This window comes from Yoonia sp. BS5-3 (assembly GCF_038069655.2).
GTDB lineage: Bacteria > Pseudomonadota > Alphaproteobacteria > Rhodobacterales > Rhodobacteraceae > Yoonia > Yoonia phaeophyticola.
Window position 1 is genome coordinate 2,080,896 of record NZ_CP150951.2, and the last position, 24,259, is coordinate 2,105,154.

Consider the following 24,259-nt stretch of genomic DNA (forward strand, 5'->3'; position numbering starts at 1 on the left):
GAGCTATCACGGAAGGTGATTGATCTTGCCGATCTGCCATTCACCATTCTTAACGGACATATCGGTGACCGACAGGTTGTCTATCTTATGCCCCATTGCGTCATAGGCATGACACGCGGCTGCCTTTTGAATTTGGGTCATAATCACGCCAATATGGGCCACAAGAACAATATCAGAGCCTGAATGGGCCGTGCAAAGCTGCGCGACAGCGTCGTTGACACGTTGGGCCACCGCATTCCAGCTTTCGCCGCCGGGCGGGGCCAAATCTCCGGGTTCTTCCCAGAACCTGCGGCTTAGCGCCGGGTCGCGTTTTGCGACCTCGTCAAAATGCAGACCGTCCCAATCACCAAAGTTAAACTCGCGCAGACCTGGTAGGTTTGGCAGACGGCGACGCTCCTGGCCAATCGCATCTGCGGTGGCCGATGCGCGGATCAGGTCGGACGAGACGACAATTGCGTCCTGCGGTAGATATGCAGAAACCCGATCAATCAGCGGCTGGTTGGACAAATCGGCAGGTACATCGCGCCAGCCGACAAAGGCCTTCTCATGGGTCGGGCCATGGCGCACCCACCAAAGTCGGGTCATGCACCCGGCCCCTTCAACATCATGGGAAGTCCCGCGATGACGTTTACAACATGGTCGGCTTGCGCTGCGATCTTTTGATTAAGCAGACCTTGTGCGTTCCGAAAGTGACGCGACAGGGCATTGTCTGGCACGATGCCCATGCCAACCTCGTTTGAGACAACCACAACCGGGCTTTCGCATGCGCCCAAAGCGGCCAACAATTCTTCCGATTTGGCGGCAACGTCATGCTCGCCTAAAATCAGATTTGTCAGCCAAAGTGTCGCGCAATCGATCAAAACGGCCTGGCCTGATGAAAGGGGCTTTAAGGCCGCGGCAACGGCAATCGGCTCTTCAATCGTGTGCCATCCGGGGCCGCGCTGGGCCTGATGGCGATCAACTTTTTGTGCCATCTCATCGTCAAAAACCTGCGCAGTCGCGATGTATACAGGATCTAACCCCATGCGATGTATAAGGTTTTCAGCGTAGGCAGATTTGCCAGAGGCAGCACCGCCAAGAACTAGCGACAGTTTTGGTATCATTTTGTTTTGGCTTTGCGTGATCCATTCAGCTTACCCTTGCGTAACAACACCAGACAAAAAAGTTAATGGCTCGCACGCTCACTTGGGAGAATAAACATGGCTGGTACCGGTTTTTCTGATCAGACGTTGTCACGCACCGCAATGAAAGCTGAACTGCTCGATGCCGAGACGGAACTCGCGCTTGCATATGCTTGGCGCGATGATCGCGATGTCCAGGCGCTGCACCGGCTCATATCGGCCTACATGCGTCTTGCGATCTCAATGGCGTCCAAGTTTAAACGGTATGGCGCGCCGATGAATGACCTGATCCAAGAAGCGTCGGTTGGTTTGATGAAAGCTGCCGACAAATTTGACCCAGACCGGGGCGTGCGATTTTCGACCTATGCGGTCTGGTGGATCAAAGCGTCGATCCAAGATTACGTCATGCGAAATTGGTCGATGGTGCGGACCGGGTCCACTTCGTCGCAAAAGTCTCTGTTTTTCAACATGCGCCGCGTGCAAGCACGGCTAGAACGCGAAGCGGCTGCAGAAGGCAAAGAGATCGACAAGCAGGAATTGCGCGAGCTGATCGCGATTGAGGTCGGCGTGCCGCTGCATGATGTCGAAATGATGGAAGGGCGCCTATCGGGGTCTGACTATTCCCTGAACGCCACGCAATCGACCGAAGATGAAGGGCGCGAGTGGATCGACGTTCTTGAAGATGATGGTCCGCAAGCCGCAGAAACCGTCGAAAACGCGCATGACAATGACACGTTGCGGCACTGGTTGACGACCGCTTTACGCTCTTTGAATGAGCGCGAACAATTCATCGTGCGCGAACGTAAACTGCGTGACGATCCTCGGACCCTGGAAAGCCTGGGTACCGAGCTTGGCCTTTCCAAGGAACGTGTGCGCCAGCTTGAGGCAGCGGCCTTCGGCAAAATGCGCAAAACGCTCGAGTCGCAAAGCCCCGAGGTTCGCGGGTTCTTGAACTGATCCTGTCATTGTCTTTCCGGTCTGATCTGACCTAGTGTCGGCTGGAACAAGACCGGGGAGCCAGATGCTGGCCAACAAACATATTTTGCTGATCATCGGGGGTGGTATTGCCGCGTTCAAATCGCTTGATCTGATCCGGCGACTGCGCGAGCAAGGCGCGCATGTTACCCCGGTGATCACACAGGCGGGCACCGCTTTTGTGACCCCGCTCAGCGTCTCAGCGTTGTCAGCGACAAAGGTCTACCAAGACCTTTTTGATCTGACCGATGAGGCCGAGATGGGACATATCGAATTGTCTCGGGCCGCCGATCTGATTGTCGTGGCACCAGCCACCGCAGACCTGATGGCCAAGATGGCAGGCGGCCAGGCCGATGATCTGGCCACGACGCTTTTGCTGGCAACCGACAAAAGGGTACTGATTGTCCCCTCAATGAATGTGCGGATGTGGACCCACCCCGCGACGCAGCGCAATCTGAAAACACTCAAACAGGACGGCATCCTTATCGTCGGACCAGATGAGGGTGATATGGCCTGCGGTGAATATGGGCCAGGTCGGATGGCCGAAGTGCCAGATATCATCGCTGCAATCGACGCGGGTCTATCCGGCGGGCCTCTGAAAGGGCGCCATATCCTTGTGACGTCCGGGCCAACGCATGAACCGATTGATCCGGTGCGCTACATCGCAAACCGATCATCTGGCGCGCAAGGCACGGAGATAGCGCGTGCGCTTGCCGGGCTTGGGGCCGATGTGACCTTTGTGACTGGTCCCGCTGATGTCCCGCCGCCGCAGGGTGTGAATGTGATCAAGGTCGAAACAGCGCAACAAATGCTGTCGGCTGTGCAAAACGCGGCTCACGCCGATGCGGCCGTCTTTGCGGCGGCTGTTGCCGATTGGCATGTGGCCAATGCCGGAACAAGCAAAATCAAGAAAGACAAGACAGGCTTGCCAGAGCTGCACTTTGCAGAAAACCCCGATATCCTCGCGACTGTTTCACAAATGACGCAAGGACGGCCCGATCTGGTGGTTGGCTTCGCCGCCGAAACTGATGATGTCGTCGCGAATGCAACGGCCAAACGTGCGCGTAAGGGCTGCGACTGGATTGTTGCAAATGATGTCTCTCCGGAAACGGGGATCATGGGGGGCAGCGAAAACGCTGTCACGCTGATTACTGCAGGCGGGGCCGAGGAATGGGCGCGGATGGGCAAAGATGCCGTCGCCGCAAAGCTAGCAAGCCGGATCGCTGAAGCAATAAAATGAGCGTGGATATCAAATTTCAATGGGAGGACGGCGCAGACGCCGATCTCGGCTTACCCCGCTATGAGACGGCAGGGGCTGCGGGTGCGGATTTGCGGGCGAACTTGACCGATCAGCAAGATCTTCTTCTTAAGGTGGGGTGCCATACGCTCATCCCGACGGGGTTGCGCATGGCCGTTCCTGCTGGGTTCGAGGTTCAGATCAGGCCGCGTTCGGGGCTTGCCCTGCGCTATGGGATCACATTGCTAAATTCGCCAGGCACGATTGACAGCGACTATCGCGGACCGGTTGGCGTTATTTTGGTCAACCTGGGGCAAGAAGATTTCACCATCATGCACGGTATGCGGATTGCGCAAATGGTGGTCGCACCGGTCGCGCAGGCACAGTTCATGGTCACGTCGGCGCTTGACGATACAGCGCGCGGATCAGGCGGATTTGGATCGACCGGTCTATGATCATGGTCGGCGCTATGATTGCCGCGCTCTGGGGGATTGGCGCGGCAATGAAAACCCCGACCAGCGTGCGCTGGAACATGATTTCGATCCTGCTGGTTGGCGTGATGGCGATCCATGTTGCCCTGCCCGACGGTCATCCGTTGCGTATGGCACTTGGCGGCGATGCGCGGCTTTGGGGGCTTGTTTTTGCGTTCGGTTTTATCGTTTGGGGATACCGGAAGCTGTTGCAAAATTTGCGGGCGAGGGTGCGCCAAAGGGATGAACCCAAACCGCAGCAAGGCAGTTTTTCGGACGCCGAACTGGACCGCTATGCCCGGCATATTATCCTGCGCGAATTGGGCGGACCAGGCCAAAAGGCGCTGAAAGACGCCAAGATCCTGGTCATCGGCGCAGGTGGGCTGGGCGCGCCCGCGCTGCAATATCTGGCTGCTGCGGGGGTCGGGACAATCGGGGTTATTGATGATGACCTGGTTGAAAACGCCAATCTGCAGCGTCAGGTCATCCACACGGATCGCAACATCGGACTGCCTAAAACCCGCTCAGCAGCTGAGGCGATGACTGCCCAAAACCCGTTTATCACCGTGCGCCCCTATGCACGCCGTCTGACCGAGCAAATCGCAGCCGATCTTTTTGCCGATTATGATCTGGTTCTGGATGGCACCGATAATTTTGAAACGCGCTATCTGGTGAATCAAACGGCCGTTGCGACAAAAACACCGCTGATCGCTGCAGCACTGACCCAATGGGAGGGGCAAATCAGCCTCTATGATCCGCAGCGCGGCACGCCGTGCTATGCCTGCGTCTTTCCCAATGCGCCTGACCCAGCGCTAGTGCCCAGTTGCGCCGAGGCTGGCGTGATCGGGCCACTTCCCGGCGTGATCGGTGCGATGATGGCGGTTGAGGCGATCAAACTTGTGACAGGCGCAGGTGACGGGCTTGGCGGGCGTTTGATGATTTACGATGCGCTTTATGCGCAAACCCGGACCATCGCGATCAAACCCCGCACCGATTGCCAGGTCTGCGGCGGGCAAGGGTTGCATGCATCGCAGTGAGCCCCATACTGCAGGAACAAAATTCATTCAGGGGAGATGACCATGAAATTCCTTAGCGCCTTTGCCGCTGCGCTTTTTGCCACCGCTGCCGCCGCTGACGGGCATCTGCCCGATCTTGAGGGGCGCGAAATCGTTGTCGTCACCGAAAATGCCTATCCGCCCCTGCAATTCATCGATCCTAATGGGGACGCGGTCGGCTGGGAATATGATGCGATGGCTGAGATTGCTGATCGGCTGAATGCGACCATCCTGTATGAGAACATTAGTTGGGATGCGATGATCCCTGCTGTCTCGGAAGGGCAGTTCGATCTGGGCATGACCGGGATCACTATTCGCGAAGACCGGGCTGAAGTTGTTGATTTTTCTGATAAATACATGACCTCAGAAATGGTGATGATGGTGCGCGGCGATGAAGATCGCTTTGCCGATGCGGCCAGCTTTGCCGCTGATGATGATCTGTTAATGGCCGCACAACCCGGCACCACGCCGTTTTACGTGGGCGTTTATGACGTTCTTGACGGCGATGAGGCAAACCCGCGCATCAAGCTGATGGAAACATTTGGCGCCACGGTCCAAGCTTTGCGGACCGGCGATGTTGATTTGGTTCTGACAGATGGAACTGCGGGCAATGGCTATGTTGAAGCCTCTGATGGCGGTTTAAAGATCATCGGCGAAAAGCTTGGGACCGAGGATTTTGGTTTTATCTTTCCCCGCGGCTCTGATCTTGTGGCGCCAATCAATGCGGCGATCGCAGATATGCATGCCGATGGTACGATCGATGCGCTGAACACCAAATGGTTCCTGGACTACAAACTGGGTGAATAACCCCAAGCAAGAGGTCCCGGGTCGCGGCCCGGGACGGCGGAGCGCCGTTTGATCCCCACATCCCCCAATGACAAGGATTTCCCCTGGTGGTTAGTAGCTGTCGTGGCGATTGGGGGCTATCTGTTTTGGCAGGTGCTGACCGTTGATGCATATAGCCGGGTGCTGTCCACGCTACGGCGCGGGATCTGGGTGACGGTCTATGTGACCTTCGTGTCCTACTTTTTGGCTTGTCTTATAGGGCTGGGTTTGGCGTTGGCAGGACTGTCCAAATCGCTGATTTTGCGGCAGGTTGCGCGGTTTTATATCGAAATCATGCGCGGTATCCCGATCATCGTCCTGCTGCTTTATGTGGCTTTCGTGCTTGCACCCGCTTTAGTCGCCGCATGGAATGTGGTCCGCGAAACCTTGGGTTTTGATCCCATTCGTAATCGGGATTTTTCGCTTTTGTGGCGCGCGGTTATCGCGCTGACCCTTGCCTATTCATCCTTTCTGGCAGAGGTTTTCCGCGCCGGGCTGCAATCCGTTGATGAAGGTCAAATCGAAGCCGCCGAGGCGCTGGGCCTGTCCCGCTGGCACCGGTTCCGCTTTATTGTCTTTCCGCAAGCACTGCGCATGATCCTGCCGCCGCTGGGAAATGACTTTGTGGCGATGGTCAAGGATTCCTCGCTGGTCAGCGTTTTGGGCGTCACCGACGTGACCCAATTGGGCAAGGTCACAGCCGCCGGGAATTTCCGGTATTTTGAGACTTATAATGTCGTGGCATTGGTCTATCTGACGATGACCATCACATTATCGCTGGCCCTACGCCGTTTTGAAAAACGCATGCGCGATCGATAGCTGGTCACCTGCCAGCCCCCAGACTAGATTAAGCGCAAAGGAGATTTGCAATGACAAACCCACTGCTTGAGACATGGACGACCCCCTTTGGCTTGCCGCCGTTTGATCTGATATCAGATGATGATTTCATGCCAGCGGTTGAGACGGCGTTGACGCAGTCCCGTGCGAATATTGCCGCGATTGCAGAAAACCCGGACGCTCCGGATTTTGCCAATACGATTGAGGCACTTGAACGCGCGGACGAACAATTAAGCCGCGTGCTGGGCGCGTTTTACAACCTTGCAGGCGCAGATAGTAATCCAAAGCGGGAAGAACTGCAGCGCAGCTTTGCGCCGATGCTGAGCGCCTACAGCTCGGAAGTGTCTGAAAACAAGGCGCTCTTCGCCCGTATCGAGACGGTTTGGGATGCTCGGGATGATCTTGATCTGACGGATGAACAACAGCGGGTGCTGATGCTGACACGGCGCGGTTTTGTGCGCGCCGGGGCGCAGCTTGAAGGCGCCAAGGCCGACGACTTGCGCGAGGTGACATCGCGCCTATCGGTGCTTGGCACGGACTTTATGCAAAACCTGCTGGCAGATGAGCGCGACTGGTTCATGAAGTTGTCTGATGATGATCTGACTGGCCTGCCGGACTTTGTTGTCGCAAGCGCGAAGGCCGCCGGTGAAGAAAAGGATGCAGGCGGGCCTGTTGTGACTTTGTCGCGTTCATTGATCGTGCCGTTTTTGCAGTTTTCTGACCGCCGCGATCTGCGCCAGAAAGCCTATGAGGCTTGGGGTGCACGCGGGGCAAATGGCGGGGAAACCGATAACCGTGCTATTGCCGCTGAAACGCTAAAGCTTCGCCAGAAACGCGCGGAATTGCTCGGTTATGATAGTTTCGCAGATTTCAAACTGGAAACCGAAATGGCCGGAACACCCGATGCCGTGCGCGACCTGCTGATGCAGGTTTGGACCCCCGCAAAAGCGGCGGCAGAGGCCGATGCCGCGGTGCTGGAACGGATGCTGCATGCGGATGGGTTTGACGGCCCGCTTGAGCCCTGGGATTGGCGTTATTACTCTGAAAAGCGCCGCAAGGAATTGCACGATCTCGATGAGGCCGAGCTGAAACCATATCTGCAACTGGACCGTATGATCGAAGCGGCTTTTGACTGTGCAAACCGGTTGTTTGGGTTGTCTTTCAAGCCCATCGACGGCCCCGTCTATCACCCGGATGTCCGCCTTTGGGAGGTCACCCGCGACGGTGCCCATATCGCTGTTTTTATTGGTGACTATTTTGCGCGCGGCTCAAAACGATCCGGCGCGTGGTGCGCTGCGATGCGATCCCAGCAACGGCTAAGCGGTGATGTGCGCCCCCTTGTGGTGAATGTCTGCAACTTTGCCAAGCCCGCGCAGGGGCAGCCTGCGCTGTTGTCTTATGATGATGCCAGAACCCTGTTCCATGAATTTGGGCACGCGCTGCATCAGATGCTGTCAGACGTGACTTACGAAAGTATTAGCGGCACGTCCGTCGCGCGGGATTTTGTTGAATTACCCAGCCAGCTTTATGAACATTGGCTTGAGGTACCTGCGGTTCTGGCCGCGTTCGCCACCCATGCCGATACCGGCGCGCCAATGCCAGACGATTTGCTTCAGCGCATGCTCGGTGCGGCGACCTATGACATGGGTTTTCAGACGGTCGAATACGTCGCATCGGCCCTTGTTGATCTGGGTTTCCACGACGGGCCTGCACCAGCGGATCCGATGCAGAAACAAACTGAAATCCTTGAAGAAATCGGCATGCCTCGCGCCATTCGGATGCGCCATGCGACACCGCATTTTGCCCATGTCTTTGCCGGTGATGGTTACTCAAGCGGCTATTACAGTTACATGTGGTCCGAGGTCATGGATGCGGACGCGTTTGCCGCCTTTGAAGAGGTTGGTAACCCGTTTGATCCGGCCACAGCCAAGCTGCTGGAAGAGACCGTTTTGTCATCGGGCGGTTCGGTGGATGCGGCCGAGCTTTACAAATCCTTCCGCGGCAGATTGCCGGGGGTTGAGGCGCTGCTAAAGGGGCGCGGTCTGGACAAAGCGGCCTGATTTACGCCGTACAGACGGCGTACAGAAGCTGTACATATTCTGTATGTACAGCGCCCGGCGTTTAGTCCCGAATTTCGGCGGGGAAAACACCCCACAGCTGCGCCTTGGGCACCCAGCCCCGGTAGCCGCCAGCGTTCAACTGGCACCAATCGGGATTACATTCGCCCAGTCGGGCGACCACGCCAGGCTCTAATATCGCGTTCTCAAGTGCATCTGGTTCGGGGCGTGCGCGCAGCGGCGTCGCTTCGCCTTCGATCACAACGGTGCGTGCGCCCGACAGCATGGTGTAATGCACCCAGCCACCTTGCCCGTCGCGGTCGATCACCCGGCGCCAATGGCCGTATTCGGCAATTACCTGCAAGGGCATGTTCCGGCGTTTGAACACCCAATCGATCCGGTGCGACAAGGATGGCCCCCGCCGGACATTGGATTCGGACGCTTTGAGCGAGACGAAGCGCGGTAGTGGCAGATTTGTTTCCGGGCCAAGCGTCGGGGCGGAGGCTTGCTGTGCCTGCAGCGGGCCTGCGAAAAAAGCGCCTGCGCATAACACGACCAAGACCATGCGGAACCATTGCAAGCATGCACCCATTTCTTTGCCTTTTACCACTCGTATTCGGCGCGCAGTTCTTGTGCTGCGCATCCCTTTGGCGCAACCTGCCATGACAGAGCCGTTTTGAAAAGCCGGGGGAGGGATTTGCATGTCAGCGCGACGTCTGAGTGTTGTTGTTACGCGACGGTTGCCCGAAACCGTTGAAACCCGGATGAAAGAGCTGTTTGACGTCACCTTGCGCGACGATGACACCCCCATGACAGCCGATGCGCTGGCCGAAGCGATGGCGAACGCCGATGTTCTGGTGCCAACCATCACCGACCAGATTGATGCCGCATTACTGGGCCGTGCAGGCGATACGCTAAAGCTGATCGCGAATTTCGGCTCGGGCATCGACAATATCGATGTGGGTGCGGCCCGCGAGCGCAGTATTCACGTCACGAATACTCCGGGCGTTGTGACCGAAGATACCGCAGACATGGTCATGGCCCTTATTTTGGGGGTGACGCGCCGCCTTGCCGAAGGTCTGCGCCTGGCGCAATCGCGCGATTGGACGGGTTGGTCGCCCACGGCGATGCTGGGCGGCCGGATCAAGGGGCGCCGTCTGGGCATCCTGGGCATGGGCCGGATTGGCCAGGCCGTCGCCCGCCGTGCCGCCGCCTTTGGGATGCAGGTCCATTACCATAACCGCAAACGACTGCGGCCCGAGATCGAGGATGATCTGGACGCCACCTATTGGGAAAGTCTTGATCAGATGGTTGCCCGTGTCGACGTGCTGTCGATCAACTGCCCCCATACACCGTCAACGTTCCATCTGATGAACGCCCGCCGTCTGAAGCTGATGAAACCTGAAGCCGTCATTGTCAACGCATCGCGCGGCGAGGTGATTGACGAAAATGCACTGACTCGCATGTTGCGTTCCGGCGAGATCGCAGGCGCTGGTTTGGACGTTTTTGAGCGCGGACATCAGATAAACCCTCGCCTGCAATCCCTGCCAAATGCGATATTGTTACCGCATATGGGTTCGGCCACTCTTGAAGGTCGGATCGAAATGGGCGAGAAAGTCATTGTAAACATTAAGACCTTTGCTGATGGCCACAGGCCACCAGATCTGGTCGTCCCATCCATGTTGTGATCTTCCCGTGACGTTAAGGTTTTAGTGATCTCTGGGGCTGTATATTAGTACAAAATATAAATCAGAAGTTTTGTGCTTTGACACAAACTCGTCTGCCAGAGGAGTGTGTTATGCGTATACTGTTACCTCTGTATGGTTTGGTTCTGACAGCATTTGCGGTTGCTGTTTTGTTTGTTTTCAAATCCGGTCTTGATGATTACGTCGCGGCGCGTGGTCTTGCGGCAAGCGCTATCGTGGCCCCCGATGGCTGGGAGCTGCGGGACTATAAGCGCGCGGATGGTGAGTTGATCACGCAAGCCGTTTTCGACCCGGCTGTCACGGATACCACGCAACAGCTTTTGGCACGTTTTGAAACACGCGATGGCGGGATTTCTCAATCAACCTTGACCACGTTCCTACGCGGGGATGAACGGCTTGCTTTGCGTATCAGCAAAGCCCCGCATATGCCCCCGCGCCAGTCGCTTGCTGCGCGCTTTGGCCGGGTGGACGATAGTCCTGATACGCAAGAGGAACGCGAAGGCGTGTTCGCCACCTTGGCGGGTCTGCCGATCATTGAAGAGCCTCGTTTTTCACATGGCGACGGTGGTTCCGATCCCATGCCGGTCAATTACCGACATTTCACAACAGTGATCGGTGATCAGGCCGTTGATGAGGTGCTTGAAGTGTCCATCCTGACCAATGCCAGCGATGCCGCTGTTCTGACGGTGCTCAACAGCCTCGATATGGAGGTTTTGCACGCCCAATTGCCCACCCCGGACCCCCGTGTGATTGTGTCGGCTGGTGTGTTGAGCCGCGACCCCCTGCCGCTGTCAGATGCGCCGCCACTGCCATCGCCGGCCTATCGCGCCATGCAGCTGCTGGCTGCGGGTAAGGTTTTTGATGCCCCTTGGCAAGATGCGCTGATGGATATCCGTATGGGCAAAATCGACAGCTGGGATGATCTAAAGGTGCGTTATCCGCAAGTTGATACCCTGCCTGTGGCTTTGCTGGACGTGCTTGACGATGGCACCCATGAAAACGCCGCCCGTTATTTTGCAGCTATCCTTAGCAATAGCGGACGTGCCTGGTCGGCCCATGAATATCACGTGTTGGCGACAATTTCTGCTGCCGGGACAACGCAATCTGATCTGGCTGAGTATCTTTCGGGCCAGTTTGATATTGCGCCAGAGGTTATCGCCTTGGCACAGCGCCTGCCCGAAGCAGCACCTGATCTGGGCCCGGAAACGCAAGTTGTCCAATCTGAGGTCGCGGCGCCCGTCACGGGCCTGCGTAACGGCGCCACCTGCGTCATGGAAAACGGTTTTCGTCGCTGCACCGTGATGAGCAATTGACGCGGCGGGCTATTGCCCGCCCGCCCAATGGGTGGGCAATGCCCCATTGCCTTGCCCCAAATCAACGATTTCCCGGTAATGCCTCATCGCGTGCGCCGGGAAACGGCGTTTGGGATTTACCGACAGTTGTTTGACCTGTCCCATGTGGTTGAATGCACCTGGCAGGTTGGGCACGACATCATCAAATCGATTGATCAACAGGCATTTTTCATCATGCTTCACCGGCCCTTTCACGGATTTGGGCCGCGGCGCTGCAAATCCAATCCCTGGCGCGCCATAGCTTTTGGATAAAATCTGTGTGGCTGCCGCGCCCAATGAATGTCCGATGACATATTTTGGCCGGATATTCAGCGTCTTGAGCCAGTCAAAGATCACGATTGAATAGGCCAAAAAGCCCTGATGCCAGGTTGTCCCGGAATGGCCCTTGGCCGTGCCATCGTCGCTCATTTGCAGCTGTTGGTGGCCCAGTCGCAGCGGGCGCAGGTTATAGCGCAGATAGTCCCGGACCGAGTTGGACCCCGGTAATAGCAGGATATCACCCTCTAGAATATGCGCCTGCACATCCTGATGCGGGCAGGAATGCATCACCTTCGGCGATGTGATCCGGTTTGCGGTATAGCTTGCCTCGGCCAAAATTGCCGCGTCTTCGATTGAAAATCTCATCATGTTAAATCCCTCTCCTAAGGGCGAGCAGAGCATATTCGCGGGCCCGCCGTATAGTGAGGAAACCCTGACTGTAGCCGCGTTGCTGTCGCAATCGGGCAATGAGGCGTCGGCTGCTTCTGACGCGGCGATGCGGTTTCGCGCATCTTATGCTAGAAGTGGCCAAGAGGAGTTGCCGTGATGAAAACGCAAGTCAAAGCATTGGTTGTCGGCGGCGGCGCCGTTGGCACATCAATTGCCTATCACCTCGCCAAGGCCGGGTGGGACGATGTGATGCTGCTGGAACGGGACGAGCTGACCTCTGGCTCGACCTGGCATGCGGCGGGTCTTTTGCCGCTTTTCAACATGTCGTATGCGACGACCCATATCCATAAATACTCGGTCGATTTTTACAAAACACTTGAAGCTGAAACGGGCCTGAATGCTGGTTTTGCCGTCGTGGGCAACCTGCGTATCGCCCAGACGCAGGAACGGATGGATGAGTATATGCTCTATGCCGCCACTGCCGAGACCTGCGATGTGCCCTACGTCTGGATGACCCCGGATGAGATTAAGGAAAAATGGCCGCTGGTCCGCACCGATGATCTGAAAGGTGCGCTTTATCACCACACCGACGGCTACATTAACCCGGCCGATGTCACCCAGGCCATGGCCAAGGGCGCCCGCCAGCGCGGCGTGATGATTGAACGCAAATGGCAGGCGGATGCCTTTCACTGGACGGGCGAGGCCTGGGAAGTCACCTGCACAAAGATGGTTGAGAAGGGCGGCAATCTTGTTCCTTCAGAGGAACAGATCGTTATCACCGCCGAACATGTCGTCACCGCCAGCGGCAATCATGCCCAGACCACGGCTGCCAAGCTGGGCATCAAGATACCCGCCATTCCCGTCGAACATCAGTTCATTGTCATGGATCAGGACCCGGCGCTGGTGCAGTTCCGCGCCGATGGCCAGGCCGAACACCCGGTGATCCGCGATGCGGATGCGCAGTCTTATGTCCGCGAAGAGCGGGGCGGATGGATCCTGGGCGTCTATGAAAAAGGTGCCCCGGCCGTTTTTGAATTTGGCGTGCCGGACAGTTTTCGTGCGGATCTTTTCCCGCTCGATCTGGAGCGGATTGAAGAGCAGTACATGGCCATGATCCACCGCATTCCGTCTTGCGAGGACAGCGGGCTGAAGGATGATTTCAACGGGCCGATTTGTTACACGCCGGATGGTAACCCGTTGGTGGGGCCTGCGCCGGGACTGACCAATATGTGGCTGGCCGAGGGCTTTAGCTTTGGCATCACGGCGGCGGGCGGCACTGGCTATTATCTGGCCCAGATGATGGTCGAAGGGGAGGCCGAGATTGATATGGCGAGCCTTGATCCCAAACGCTATGGCGATTGGATGACGACTGAATACGCGGCGCGCAAGAATGAGGAATGCTACAACCACGTCTACATCCTGCATCACCCGGATGAGGAACGGCCCGCTTGCCGGCCATTGCGCACCTCGCCTGCCTATGACCGGCAAAAAGTCCGCGGCGCACAATTTGGTCAGGTCAATGGCTGGGAGCGTCCGAATTATTTTGCCCCTGAAGGCTTCAGCGATCTGGAAAGCCGGTCATTCCGCCGTGGCGGTTGGTGGCAATACGCGGTGGAAGAGGCGAAAGCCATTCGGGAAGGCGTCGGCCTGATTGATGCCACCGCCTTTGCCAAACACCGGATCAGCGGGCCGGGGGCGACGGGTTTTCTGGATTGGTTTACCTGCAACAAGCTGCCGAAGGTGGGTCGGATCAACCTGACCTATGCGCTGACGGCCCATGGCACGACGCGCACGGAATATACGATCATCCGGGTGGCTGAGGATGATTATTACCTCGTCTCGGCCGGGGCCTGGCATGCCTATGATCAGGATTATCTTTACAAGGCAGTGATGGCGCAAGAGGCCGAATTCGGCCGCATCAACGAAGAGGACGTGACGACCAAATGGGGCGTCTTCGCCATCGCCGGTCCGAAATCTCGTGATGTATTGGCCGAGGTGATCAAGGATGCTGACCCGAAGACGGCCCTTTCGAACAAGCGGTTCCCTTGGCTGTCCATGCGCGAAATCGAACTAGGCATGTGCCCGGTACGGGCTGTGCGTGTAGCCTACACAGGCGAGCTGGGCTGGGAGCTGCACCACCCCATTGAGATGCAGAACTATCTGTTTGATTTGTTGGAAAAGGCGGGCGAAAAGCACGGGATGAAGCTGGTAGGTGCGCGCGCGCAGAACTGGCTACGTCAGGAAAAATCGTACCGCGCTTTTGGCAATGAGCTCGGGCGGGATGCGACGCCGCTTGAAGCGGATTTGCCCCGCTTTGTCGATCAAAGCAAAGCGTTCCACGGCAAGACCGCGATGCTGGACAAGGGCATCCGGTCAACTTGTGTGACCTTGCTGATCGATGGACCTGAGGATGCTGATCCCTGGGGGCGCGAGGTGCTTTATGATCAAAACGGCGCCCGGGTTGGGCGGCTGACATCGGGTGGTTACTCCGTGGCCTTCGGCAAGTCGATCGGTCTGGGTTATGTCAAACCGGACGCGGCGGCGGTTGGCACGAAGCTGCAGGTCAAGATGCTCGACCGGCTTTGGCCTGCGGAGATTGTTGAAGACAGCCCCTATGACCCGCAAAATGCACGGATCAGGATTGACGGATAAGCCGCCTGATCCCGTAAGATGGTCGCGACAGGATTCTACAATGCGAGGTTGATCATGGCGGACAAAATTGAGGTTGAGAATATCAACACACCCGGGCGTGTCACCCGAGTGGATGCTGCGAAATATCAAGCGATGAAAGCTGCGATGCTGGGGACCTTGCCGACAAGCGCGCCGGGGATGACGGCAAAGGAATCTAAAGAAGCTGCAAAGCCGCACCTGCCTGAAGACCTATTTCCGGGCGGCGCCACATCCGGTTGGTGGCAGAAATGCGTGCAGCTTGATCTAGAGGCAAAGGGGTTGGTTGTCCGTGAAGACACCAAACCCCTGCGGTTCCATCAGGTGCAGCAGGATTAGCATCACGCAGCGTTACCGGTCGGCAAAACGAGCGGGCGACAGTTGCGCCATCGTTTCTATGGGCAATGCATATGTGCCCCCACCGATGATGTCGGCCAAGGCTTGGCTTGCGCCCGGTGCCGATTGCATCCCGTATCCTCCTTGCCCTGCACACCAGATAAAGCTGCTATCGTTGACATCTGGACCCAAAACCAAATTGCGATCCGGCGCGAAGGTGCGTAACCCGGCCCACGTGCTGAGCGGCCTTGTGACTGGTTCGGTCACATAGGGCTGATAGCGGGCGAAACCTTCGGCAATCGTCATGTCATCGGCATAGGCATCATGCGGCGTTGTTGGGTCTTCTTCGGCGGGTGACACGATCAGAGCGCCTGCATCCGGTTTGGCGTACCAATCCTCGCCCGGGCCGAAAAGCATAGGCCAGTTGCGCGGATCATGCCCGCCTGGGGCCGCGATCCGCGCCATTGAGCGGCGCAGGGGCGTGAAACCCAAAGGCGGGATACTGGCCATATCTGCAATCTGATCGACCCATGCGCCGGCCGCATTCACGATGTTTTTTGCGTCATAGGTCTCGGCCGCGGTTGTGACCTGCCAGCCATGACTTGCGCGTCTGATCTGCGTCACTTCACGGCCTGTCAGGATTTGCGCCCCGTTTTCTTGGCCCATCTGGCGGAAACTTTGCAGCAGGCGGTCGGTGTCGATATCCCAAGCATCCGCATGATACGCAGCGCGATCGATGTTGTCTGCCCGCAGAATGGGGATCATGTCCTGGGCTTCTGACACTGCGATGTCTGTCAGCTTGAGCGATTTTTTGTCTGCTTCAAATGCCTCTGCTTCGGTTGATGTGCCAACCAGCATAATGCCGCGCGGGCTGAGCAGTTCTTTGTCTTCGTGAAATGCGCGGCTGGCTGCGTTCAATGCGATTGTTGTTGGTGCGCCATAGTTTTCTTCAAACATCGCGGCCGAGCGGCCCGATGCGTGGTATCCCAAAGCGGTCTCGCCCTCTAAAACGACGGTCTTGCCCAGCTTAGATAGCCTGGCCGCGGCGGATATCCCCGCAATCCCGCCGCCAATGACCAGAAAGTCGATCACGTCTCTTCAAGCCGATCAGTGGCGGGTGCGGGCGTCACGCTGAGCTGCGTGATTTCTGCGTAAAGGGCAGGGGGCATATCGAAGGCTTCGGCTGCGAGGGACGGTTGCAATTGCGCGACCGAGCGCGCTGAGATGATCGGTGATGGCCTGGCTTGATGTGCTGCAACCCACGCCACAGCAAGCGTTGCCGGGGCCACGTCAAGCCGCCCGGCGAGATCCAGCAAGGCCTTTGCCGTCTGGTGCATCCATTGTTGATCGTACCGCGCTTTGTATCTTGGATCATCGGTTAGCCGCCCGGCTTCGCCCTTGGCGTATTTTCCGGTCAGCAACCCGCCGCCAAGCGGCGAATATGGCATGATCGCAATCCCTTGATCCCGGGCCATTGGCAAAAGCTCGACCTCGGCTTGCCGTTTGACAAGGCTATACATCGGCTGGATCACGTCGATTTTGGTGCCAAATGATTGCGCGACGCTTTGGGCTTTCATCACTTGCCAGGCTGCGTAGTTTGACACGCCGATATGCCGGATATGCCCTGATGATTGCAGCTTTGCCAATGTCTCGAACGTTTCTTCGAGTGCGGTGTCATCGTCAAACCGGTGCATGTAAAGAAGATCAACGGTATCCTGATCCAACTGTTTGCGGCAGGTGTCGAAATGCGCGGTGATATTTGCCGCCGATGCCCCGCCAACATAGCCGACCTTGGTCGCCAGATAGATGTCATCGCGCTGGTCTTTGATCAGTTGCCCCAGGATCGTTTCAGACGCGCCGCCGGTATAGCCAACGGCTGTGTCAAAGTGATTGATCCCCGCTTCGCGCGCAGCATGATACATCGCAGTGCTTGCGCCTTTATCAGCAGTGCCGCCAAATTGCATTGTTCCAAAGGTCAACCGTGAAAGAGGTTGGCCGTTTCGTGTTGTCAGTTGTTCCATACCAGCACAGTGGCATGGTTGTATGGCAGTGAAAAGACAGAGGCTGCTGGCCCGCGCAATGCGTGCGCGGGCCAGCTTTTATTCTGCGGCAATTTGGCTGTTATCCGTCACAACCAGATCACATGCGTGGCAGGCTGTTCGCCCTGTTTGGCTATACCAGCGGCATGTGCCACGGATCGGGCAGGGCGGCAGATCATCGCGAAGCGGGACTTTATGTGCCTCAAGATGTCCAAGCACCCTGTCGATCACGCCGCATCTGTCACCGGTCCATTGGCTGCAGCCGCTTGTTTCGCATTTGGCCGCAAAGCGCATCCTTTGTTCGGGGGCACCATGCGCCTTGGCCTGCTGAACGAATGCTTCATCGATAGGCATTGCCGTGCGCAGATTATGAACCCGGCCATCGGACCCTTTGACGCCAAGCAGCGTAGCGCCCGGGGCGCAGCGTGCACTGGGGCAGGTGCGATCCGCCCCAGTGTCTGGGTCCGCTGTATCGCCCCCATCGGGGCGGGCCATCAGAAGCTGCCGATGCGTTTGCCCCATTCCCCTTCGATATCTGGGATACCGTCGAGATCCGGGTGCAGGATAATTCCCCACCATTCACGTGGGAATTTCACGGCGAAGGGCTTGTCGTATCCAAGCCGCGCGATATGAGCCAAGGTCACAGATTGCAGTTCATTTTGAAGCTGCGCCTGATCTTCCTTGGACATGGGGACATCCCCGGTATCGATTGCAAAACGTGCCATAAGAGCACTCCCTTTTTTGTTAAATTGAATGCCGCTAAAAATGAGTTGCGACATCGTCATTCTATCATAGGGCGTGCCTTCGCGAGGGTAGGGATTTCCAGACCCTTGTGGATTGACTTCGTGGACGTTGCATGGTGCGTTGCCCCCGAAATCGTTATAGGGAGCATCCGATGGCCTACCATCCAGCTGAAGACCGCTATGAGCGCATGCAGTATCGCCGCTGTGGCGCGTCGGGGTTGAAACTGCCTGCGGTCAGTTTGGGGCTCTGGCACAATTTTGGCCATGATACGCCGCATCAGACAAAGCAGGCGATTTGCCGCAAAGCCTTTGATCTTGGGATCACGCATTTTGATCTGGCCAATAACTATGGCCCGGCCCCGGGGGCCGCAGAACATGCTTTTGGATCGATCCTGTCGGAGGATTTCGAAGGCTACCGGGATGAGTTGATTATCAGCTCAAAGGCGGGATACCGCATGTGGCCCGGCCCCCATGGTGAGATGGGTAGCCGCAAATATCTGGTTGCCTCTTGCGATCAGTCGTTGAAACGGATGGGGCTTGATTACGTCGATATTTTCTATTCGCACAGGTTTGATCCTGAGACCCCGCTTGAGGAAACAATGGGCGCGCTTGACTACATTGTCCGTTCAGGGCGGGCGCTTTATGCCGGGATTTCGTCCTACAACGCCGAGCGGACCCGCCAGGCCGTTGCGATACTTAAGGATTTGGGCACGCCCTGTCTGATCCATCAACCGTCCTACAATATGCTCAACCGTTGGGTGGAACGCGACGGGTTAAAAGACACGTTGACCGAGCTTGGCGTCGGATCGATTGCATTTACGCCCTTGGCACAAGGCATGCTGACGACAAAATATCTGGGCGGTATTCCCGAAGGCAGCCGCGCCAGCCAAGGAAAATCATTGGCCAAAACGATGTTGTCAGAGGCGGCGCTGAGCAACATTCGCAAGCTGAACGAAATCGCCGAAGGGCGGGGGCAAACACTGGCGCAAATGGCGATTGCCTGGGTTTTGCGTGATGGCGGGATTACCACGGCGTTGATCGGGGCTTCGAAACCGTCGCAGGTTGAAGATTGTGCAGGCGCTATTACCAATTTGGATTTCACCACCGAAGAATTAGCGCTGATCGATGAATATGCGGATGAAGAGCAAATTAATCTTTGGGCGGCGTCCTCGGAGACCTGACAAGGCCACCAACGGGATGGGTTGGGACCCACCATATGTTGACATTGCTGTGCCTAAGCCAAGAAACCGTGCGTTCGATCATTGACATGCCCCATTTCGAAATGGCTAGTACAGCGGGACGGAAACGAGCCCTTTTATATGTGCAAACAGGTAGTTGACCCAGGATGAACCGGTTGGCGTTTAAGCCCAAGATGCAGAGAATGCCAAAGTGAGCAGTCACGCCAAGGCACATCGCGGTCAGGTTGTTGGCCTGCTGGGTGGCTCATTTGATCCGCCACATGCGGGGCATGTGCATATCACACGCGAGGCGCTGAAACGTTTTGGACTGGATCGCGTATGGTGGCTGGTATCGCCGGGCAACCCGCTTAAGACCCATGGGCCAGCCGCCTTGCCTGATCGGATGCAAGCGGCCCGCGCCATGATGCGGCACCCGCGTGTCACCATCACGGATATCGAGGCGCAACTGGGCACGCGCTATACGGCGCAGACCCTGTCGGCCTTGCGCGCCCGTTACCGTGGCGTGCGCTTTGTGTGGCTTATGGGGGCGGATAATCTGGCGCAGTTTCATCGCTGGCAGGATTGGCGCCAGATCATGAATACTGTACCGGTGGGTGTCATGGCGCGGCCCGGCGATCGTATCGCGGCGCGCATGTCGAAGACGGCCCGTATCTATGCGCATGCAAGGTTGCCAAGCGGCGCGAGCCACCTTCTTGGCCGGTCGCATGCACCTGTTTGGTCCTTTGTTAACCTGCCCATGACAGATCAATCGTCATCAGCCATACGGGCAAGAGGGGAATGGTCATGAGCCTGTCGCGCCGTGCCTTACTGGCCACTGGTCTGTCGTCTTTCGCCACGGGGCTTGTTGCGGCGCCTTTGCAAAGTTCGATGCGCCCTATCGCCCGTGTGGTGCCCGAGGATGCGGTGGCCCAGCATATCGCCCGTTCGGGATTGTCCGGGCAGGTTGCTTTTGTTGCGGCTGATATCAACACGGGCGAGATTGTCGAAAATATCGCCCCGGATTTGCCGCAGCCACCGGCAAGTGTGACCAAGGCTTTCACCGCGCTTTATGGGCTGGAAACGCTAGGCGTGGATTATCAATTTGAAACCCGTATTATCGCAGCCGGGCGCGTTGAAAATGGCATTTTGGAGGGTGACCTGATCCTGGCGGGCGGAGGGGATCCCAATCTGGTGACCGATGACCTTGCCGCCTTGGCGCAAAGCCTTAAAGAGACGGGTCTGCGCGAGGTAAAGGGCGATTTTCTGGTTTGGGATGGGGCGTTGACCAATCTTGATGAGATCGACGCCGAGCAAGAGGATTATTTGGGTTATAACCCAACGGTCACCGGGCTGAACCTGAATTTCAATCGGGTGCATTTCGAATGGAAACGCGCCGGTGAACGGTTTGAGACGACCATGGATGCGCGCAGCGAAAATTACCGCCCTGCCGTCTCAATTGCACGGATGCAAATTGTCGATCGGGCATCGCCGGTGTTTACTTACCGCGATTTGGGCGAGATTGATGCTTGGACAGTTGCCAGATCGGCCCTTAATAACGCAGGTTCCCGTTGGCTGCCCGTCCGTCACCCCGCGCTCTATTGCGGTGAGGTTTTTGCGACATTTGCGCGAAGCCACGGCATTGTTCTGCAACCCCCAAAGGAAGTCGCTGACCTGCCAGATGGGCCGGTATTGGCGACCCATCGCGGGGTGCCGATGACGAATTTGATGCAAGGTATGTTGCGTTATTCAACCAACCTAACGGCTGAGGCGACGGGGCTGAAATCAACCGCGCATGCGGTGCGGCAAAATCGCGGGCTGCGGACATCGGCGCTTGGTATGGCGCGTTGGGCGGCTGATCGGGCGCCCGGCACCGCCCCTGCATTTGTCGATCATTCGGGTCTTGGGGATGCCTCGCGCGTAACAGCAGGCGATATGGTGCGATTTTTGCTGGCCGATAATGTGCGCCCAACGCTGCATCCGATCATGCGAGTGATCCCATTGGTGGATGCAGATCGGAACGCGATTGCAAATGATCGGGCGCTGATCCGCGCAAAAACCGGAACCTTGAATTTTGTCTCAAGCTTGGCGGGATATATGCGCACATCTTCGGGGCGTGATTTGGCATTTGCCTATTTCGCATCCGATCTTGAAGCGCGTGACGTCGGCAAACAGCATGGCAGCGAAAACCCACCTGGATCGCGGTCTTGGAATACCCGTGCGCGCCGGTTGCAGCAGCAGATCTTGCAGCACTGGGCCCTCCGCGCAAGCTAGAGGTTATAGAGTCATATGCCGTGCGCGCGCGCCGCGCTCGATGGCTGCGGCGTGCAGACGATCAATATTCAGCTCTTCGCGGATTTCCTCAAGCATCCGGTTTTCGGGCCCCGCGATTCGACCATCGGCGGCGGCAACATCGCAAGCCAGCGCATAGGCGGTTTCAAACAGGTTTTCGGGCAGGGCATCACGGATCAGTCCAAACAGGGCTTCTAAGCCGTCAACAGGCTCAAGCAGTTCAAAAACCATCTTGGACATCCGAGGTAGCCGTTCGGCGTCATATCCTGCGAAGACGGGTAGGTTGTTGATCTCATTGCTCATTTTGACCAATTCTGCGGTGCGGATATTCTCATCCGAAGCAGACATTGCAATCATCAATGCGACAAGCGCATCCTGGGCGGTCATTGGGGCGTCTTCGATCATGGTGCAATCCTTTGGTTACCCGCGACATTTATTGACGCTTGCCCCTTGTCGCAATAGGGAGTGCGCTGTGTTGTCGCTATTGGGGCGGTAACCTTTTTCAAACGTGAGAAAAATCATGAGCAATTTGCGTGACGCTGCGATGAATTCCAAGGCTTGGCCCTTTGTTGAGGCGCGCGCATTGCTCAAACGGTACGGGGGCAAGGCCCCTGAAAAAGGCTATGTTCTGTTCGAGACAGGTTATGGCCCTTCAGGGCTGCCCCATATCGGCACCTTTGGTGAGGTGCTGCGCACAACGATGATCCGCCGCGCGTTTGAGGTGATATCTGATATTCCAACCAAGCTGATCTGCTTTTCCGATGATCTGGATGGGATGCGCAAAGTGCCGGGCAATGTGCCCCAGCAAGAGATGCTGGCCGCGCATATTCAAAAGCCGCTGACCAGCGTGCCTGATCCGTTCGGTACCCATGAAAGCTTTGGCGATCACAACAACGCGATGCTGCGGCGGTTCCTTGATACTTTCGGGTTCGAATATGAATTCTATTCGGCGCGCGAATTCTACCGCTCGGGCCAGTTTGACGAGGTGCTTTTGCGTGCAGCGGCCCGCTATGATGATGTCATGGCCGTGATGCTGAAATCCTTGCGTGAAGAACGGCAGGGCACTTATGCAATCTTCCTACCGATCCATCCTGAAACGGGACGCGTGCTTTATGTGCCAATGAAGCACGTGGATGGCGAAAAAGGTGAGATCACTTTTGACGATGAGGATGGGCGCGAATGGACGCTGCCTGTCACGGGCGGCAACGTAAAGCTGCAATGGAAGCCCGATTTTGGCGCCCGGTGGGCGGCGCTTGATGTTGATTTTGAAATGTATGGCAAAGAGCACGCCACGAATACGGCGATCTATGACCGGATTTGCGAAATCCTTGGTGGCAAGAAGCCGAACCACTTTTCATACGAGCTGTTCCTTGATGAGAAGGGTCAGAAGATTTCCAAGTCTTCTGGTAATGGGATTTCGATTGACGAATGGCTGTCCTATGCGGCGACCGAAAGCCTGTCCTATTTCATGTATCAAAAGCCCAAGACGGCCAAGCGTATGCATTTTGATGTGATCCCCAAGGCGGTGGATGAGTATCACCAGCAGCTGCGCGCCTATGCCGATCAGGATGACACAGCCCGTTTGAACAACCCGGTCTTCCATATCCACGGACACAATGTGCCTGCCTCGGATATGGTGGTACCCTTTGCGATGCTGTTGAACCTGGCGTCGGTTTCCGGGGCTGAGGATAAAGAAACCCTCTGGGGCTTTATCCAGCGCTACGCGCCCGAGGCCTCGGCCGAAAAGAACCCGCAAATGGATCAGGCCGCAGGCTTTGCTGTGCGCTATTACAATGATTTTGTGAAGCCGACGAAAGTCTACCGCGCGCCAACCGATCAAGAGCGTGCAGCCCTGCAAGATATGCTGGATCGCCTGAAGGTGTGGGATACCGGACTGGACGCCGAAGAGCTGCAGACCATGGTTTTTGCCGTCGGAAAAGAGCATGGGTTTGATCCACTGCGCAGTTGGTTCACGGCGCTGTATGAGATTCTGCTTGGCGCCTCGCAAGGCCCGCGCTTTGGCGGTTTTATCGCGCTTTACGGGATCGATGAGACGATGAAGTTAATCACCGAAAAGCTGGCAGAATAGCATTGATCTGGCATCGCGCCCCTTTTGTCGCGATGCCATCAACCAACCAAAAGAAAATCTGAAGGCCTAGTTCGCCCGTATCAAGAATGTCTGGATATGGGAGCGCGGAAATGAATAGGTTTTTGGGATTTTTCATTGGATTTTGGCTGCTGTTGTCGCCTGTATTCGCGCAGGATGCGCGTGCGATCGAGGGCGTGATCGGAAACCAGCTGCAAGCATTCAACGATCGTGATGTGGATGCCGCTTGGCAATATGCCAGCCCGAACATCCAAGCCATTTTCAGAACACCCGAAAACTTTGGCCAAATGGTGCAACGGGGTTATCCAATGGTGTGGAACAATGCAGATGCGCAATTCCTAGAGCTTCGCGAAATTGCTGGCAGGCTTTGGCAAAAAGTCATGATCCGGGATGCGCGCGGCGGGCTGCATCTGCTTGATTACGAAATGATTGAAACCGGGGCAGGCTGGCAGATTAACGCCGTGCAACTGTTGCCGGCCCCCGATGTTGGTGCCTGATCGGTTTCGCGACATAAAGCAGTTGATCATAGCCTTTCTTTGACGGCCTACGCACATGTTGCACTGCACACCGTCACGGTTGTCCAAGCTGCTCTTTAGAAATCTTGCATAGCTCTTACC

General features: G+C 56.8%; 25 protein-coding genes. 16 read left to right on the forward strand and 9 right to left on the reverse strand.

Annotation, left to right across the window (positions count from 1 at the left end; translation table 11 throughout):
- Positions 1–6: 6 nt before the first annotated feature.
- Both AABB29_RS10435 and cobU read right to left on the reverse strand, forming a co-directional pair.
- Positions 7–585, reverse strand: coding sequence for a histidine phosphatase family protein (locus tag AABB29_RS10435; protein ID WP_341366976.1), 579 nt, complete (start codon positions 583–585; stop codon positions 7–9).
- Entirely contained in the window at positions 582–1,103 is a 522-nt protein-coding gene (gene cobU, locus AABB29_RS10440) for a bifunctional adenosylcobinamide kinase/adenosylcobinamide-phosphate guanylyltransferase (RefSeq protein WP_341366975.1), read from the reverse strand. The genes AABB29_RS10435 and cobU overlap by 4 nt, the downstream gene beginning before the upstream one ends.
- A gap of 96 nt (positions 1,104–1,199) precedes the next feature.
- On the opposite strand from cobU, the gene AABB29_RS10445 reads away from it, so the two are divergent.
- From AABB29_RS10445 to AABB29_RS10475, 7 genes are all read left to right on the forward strand, one after another.
- Complete coding sequence (locus tag AABB29_RS10445; protein WP_341366974.1) at positions 1,200–2,078, forward strand: RNA polymerase factor sigma-32; 879 nt, start codon at positions 1,200–1,202, stop codon at positions 2,076–2,078.
- 64 nt (positions 2,079–2,142) lie between these two features.
- Positions 2,143–3,336 carry a bifunctional phosphopantothenoylcysteine decarboxylase/phosphopantothenate--cysteine ligase CoaBC gene (gene coaBC / locus AABB29_RS10450; protein ID WP_341366973.1) on the forward strand — a complete coding sequence of 398 codons (1,194 nt, stop codon included), beginning with the start codon at positions 2,143–2,145 and terminating at the stop codon, positions 3,334–3,336.
- Positions 3,333–3,788, forward strand: a complete 456-nt coding sequence (gene dut / locus AABB29_RS10455; protein WP_341366972.1) for a dUTP diphosphatase — start codon at positions 3,333–3,335, stop codon at positions 3,786–3,788. Before coaBC ends, dut begins: the two co-directional genes overlap by 4 nt.
- Positions 3,785–4,840 (forward strand): molybdopterin-synthase adenylyltransferase MoeB, encoded by a 1,056-nt coding sequence (locus tag AABB29_RS10460; protein ID WP_341366971.1) that lies wholly within the window; start codon positions 3,785–3,787, stop codon positions 4,838–4,840. Before dut ends, AABB29_RS10460 begins: the two co-directional genes overlap by 4 nt.
- 36 nt (positions 4,841–4,876) lie before the next feature.
- Entirely contained in the window at positions 4,877–5,665 is a 789-nt protein-coding gene (locus tag AABB29_RS10465; protein ID WP_341366970.1) for a transporter substrate-binding domain-containing protein, read from the forward strand.
- Positions 5,666–5,713: 48 nt separating this feature from the next.
- Positions 5,714–6,502, forward strand: a complete 789-nt coding sequence (locus AABB29_RS10470) for an amino acid ABC transporter permease (RefSeq protein ID WP_341366969.1) — start codon at positions 5,714–5,716, stop codon at positions 6,500–6,502.
- Positions 6,503–6,552: 50 nt separating this feature from the next.
- Positions 6,553–8,580: a M3 family metallopeptidase gene (locus AABB29_RS10475; protein ID WP_341366968.1), complete on the forward strand. Its 2,028-nt coding sequence runs from the start codon at positions 6,553–6,555 to the stop codon at positions 8,578–8,580.
- A 61-nt stretch (positions 8,581–8,641) separates the two neighbouring features.
- Here AABB29_RS10475 and AABB29_RS10480 read toward each other — a convergent pair whose 3' ends face one another.
- Positions 8,642–9,169, reverse strand: coding sequence for an SH3 domain-containing protein (locus AABB29_RS10480; RefSeq protein WP_373636493.1), 528 nt, complete (start codon positions 9,167–9,169; stop codon positions 8,642–8,644).
- 109 nt (positions 9,170–9,278) lie between these two features.
- On the opposite strand from AABB29_RS10480, the gene AABB29_RS10485 reads away from it, so the two are divergent.
- Both AABB29_RS10485 and AABB29_RS10490 read left to right on the forward strand, forming a co-directional pair.
- The gene (locus AABB29_RS10485) at positions 9,279–10,265 is read left to right on the forward strand and encodes a D-glycerate dehydrogenase (RefSeq protein WP_341366967.1); all 987 of its coding nucleotides are present in this window, start codon (positions 9,279–9,281) and stop codon (positions 10,263–10,265) included.
- Between the two features lie 110 nt (positions 10,266–10,375).
- The gene (locus AABB29_RS10490) at positions 10,376–11,596 is read left to right on the forward strand and encodes a hypothetical protein (protein ID WP_341366966.1); all 1,221 of its coding nucleotides are present in this window, start codon (positions 10,376–10,378) and stop codon (positions 11,594–11,596) included.
- A gap of 9 nt (positions 11,597–11,605) precedes the next feature.
- Here AABB29_RS10490 and AABB29_RS10495 read toward each other — a convergent pair whose 3' ends face one another.
- Positions 11,606–12,262, reverse strand: coding sequence for a hypothetical protein (locus AABB29_RS10495; protein WP_341366965.1), 657 nt, complete (start codon positions 12,260–12,262; stop codon positions 11,606–11,608).
- Positions 12,263–12,439: 177 nt separating this feature from the next.
- On the opposite strand from AABB29_RS10495, the gene AABB29_RS10500 reads away from it, so the two are divergent.
- Together AABB29_RS10500 and AABB29_RS10505 are read left to right on the forward strand one after the other, a co-directional pair.
- Complete coding sequence (locus tag AABB29_RS10500) at positions 12,440–14,935, forward strand: FAD-dependent oxidoreductase (protein ID WP_341366964.1); 2,496 nt, start codon at positions 12,440–12,442, stop codon at positions 14,933–14,935.
- A gap of 54 nt (positions 14,936–14,989) precedes the next feature.
- Positions 14,990–15,289: a hypothetical protein gene (locus tag AABB29_RS10505; RefSeq protein WP_341366963.1), complete on the forward strand. Its 300-nt coding sequence runs from the start codon at positions 14,990–14,992 to the stop codon at positions 15,287–15,289.
- A gap of 12 nt (positions 15,290–15,301) precedes the next feature.
- Here AABB29_RS10505 and AABB29_RS10510 read toward each other — a convergent pair whose 3' ends face one another.
- The 4 genes from AABB29_RS10510 to AABB29_RS10525 all read right to left on the reverse strand — a co-directional run bounded on the left by AABB29_RS10510 (position 15,302) and on the right by AABB29_RS10525 (position 18,050).
- Positions 15,302–16,378 carry an FAD-dependent oxidoreductase gene (locus AABB29_RS10510; RefSeq protein ID WP_341366962.1) on the reverse strand — a complete coding sequence of 359 codons (1,077 nt, stop codon included), beginning with the start codon at positions 16,376–16,378 and terminating at the stop codon, positions 15,302–15,304.
- The gene (locus AABB29_RS10515; protein ID WP_341366961.1) at positions 16,375–17,307 is read right to left on the reverse strand and encodes an aldo/keto reductase; all 933 of its coding nucleotides are present in this window, start codon (positions 17,305–17,307) and stop codon (positions 16,375–16,377) included. The genes AABB29_RS10510 and AABB29_RS10515 overlap by 4 nt, the downstream gene beginning before the upstream one ends.
- A gap of 78 nt (positions 17,308–17,385) precedes the next feature.
- Entirely contained in the window at positions 17,386–17,820 is a 435-nt protein-coding gene (locus AABB29_RS10520; protein WP_341366960.1) for a hypothetical protein, read from the reverse strand.
- Positions 17,820–18,050: a hypothetical protein gene (locus AABB29_RS10525; RefSeq protein WP_341366959.1), complete on the reverse strand. Its 231-nt coding sequence runs from the start codon at positions 18,048–18,050 to the stop codon at positions 17,820–17,822. The genes AABB29_RS10520 and AABB29_RS10525 overlap by 1 nt, the downstream gene beginning before the upstream one ends.
- 170 nt (positions 18,051–18,220) lie before the next feature.
- Between AABB29_RS10525 and mgrA the strand changes: the two genes are divergently transcribed.
- The 3 genes from mgrA (at position 18,221) to dacB (ending at position 21,517) form a co-directional block, all read left to right on the forward strand.
- Positions 18,221–19,249, forward strand: coding sequence for an L-glyceraldehyde 3-phosphate reductase (gene mgrA / locus AABB29_RS10530; RefSeq protein ID WP_341366958.1), 1,029 nt, complete (start codon positions 18,221–18,223; stop codon positions 19,247–19,249).
- Between the two features lie 208 nt (positions 19,250–19,457).
- On the forward strand, positions 19,458–20,054 hold the full coding sequence (locus AABB29_RS10535) for a nicotinate-nucleotide adenylyltransferase (protein WP_341366957.1): 597 nt from the start codon (positions 19,458–19,460) through the stop codon (positions 20,052–20,054).
- Positions 20,051–21,517 (forward strand): D-alanyl-D-alanine carboxypeptidase/D-alanyl-D-alanine-endopeptidase, encoded by a 1,467-nt coding sequence (dacB, locus tag AABB29_RS10540; RefSeq protein ID WP_341366956.1) that lies wholly within the window; start codon positions 20,051–20,053, stop codon positions 21,515–21,517. The genes AABB29_RS10535 and dacB overlap by 4 nt, the downstream gene beginning before the upstream one ends.
- A gap of 3 nt (positions 21,518–21,520) precedes the next feature.
- On the opposite strand, the gene AABB29_RS10545 is transcribed toward dacB, so the two are convergent.
- Positions 21,521–21,940, reverse strand: coding sequence for a tellurite resistance TerB family protein (locus AABB29_RS10545; protein WP_341366955.1), 420 nt, complete (start codon positions 21,938–21,940; stop codon positions 21,521–21,523).
- Positions 21,941–22,055: 115 nt separating this feature from the next.
- On the opposite strand from AABB29_RS10545, the gene AABB29_RS10550 reads away from it, so the two are divergent.
- Both AABB29_RS10550 and AABB29_RS10555 read left to right on the forward strand, forming a co-directional pair.
- Positions 22,056–23,624 (forward strand): lysine--tRNA ligase, encoded by a 1,569-nt coding sequence (locus tag AABB29_RS10550; protein ID WP_341366954.1) that lies wholly within the window; start codon positions 22,056–22,058, stop codon positions 23,622–23,624.
- Between the two features lie 110 nt (positions 23,625–23,734).
- Positions 23,735–24,139: a DUF4864 domain-containing protein gene (locus AABB29_RS10555; RefSeq protein WP_341366953.1), complete on the forward strand. Its 405-nt coding sequence runs from the start codon at positions 23,735–23,737 to the stop codon at positions 24,137–24,139.
- Positions 24,140–24,259: the final 120 nt, after the last annotated feature.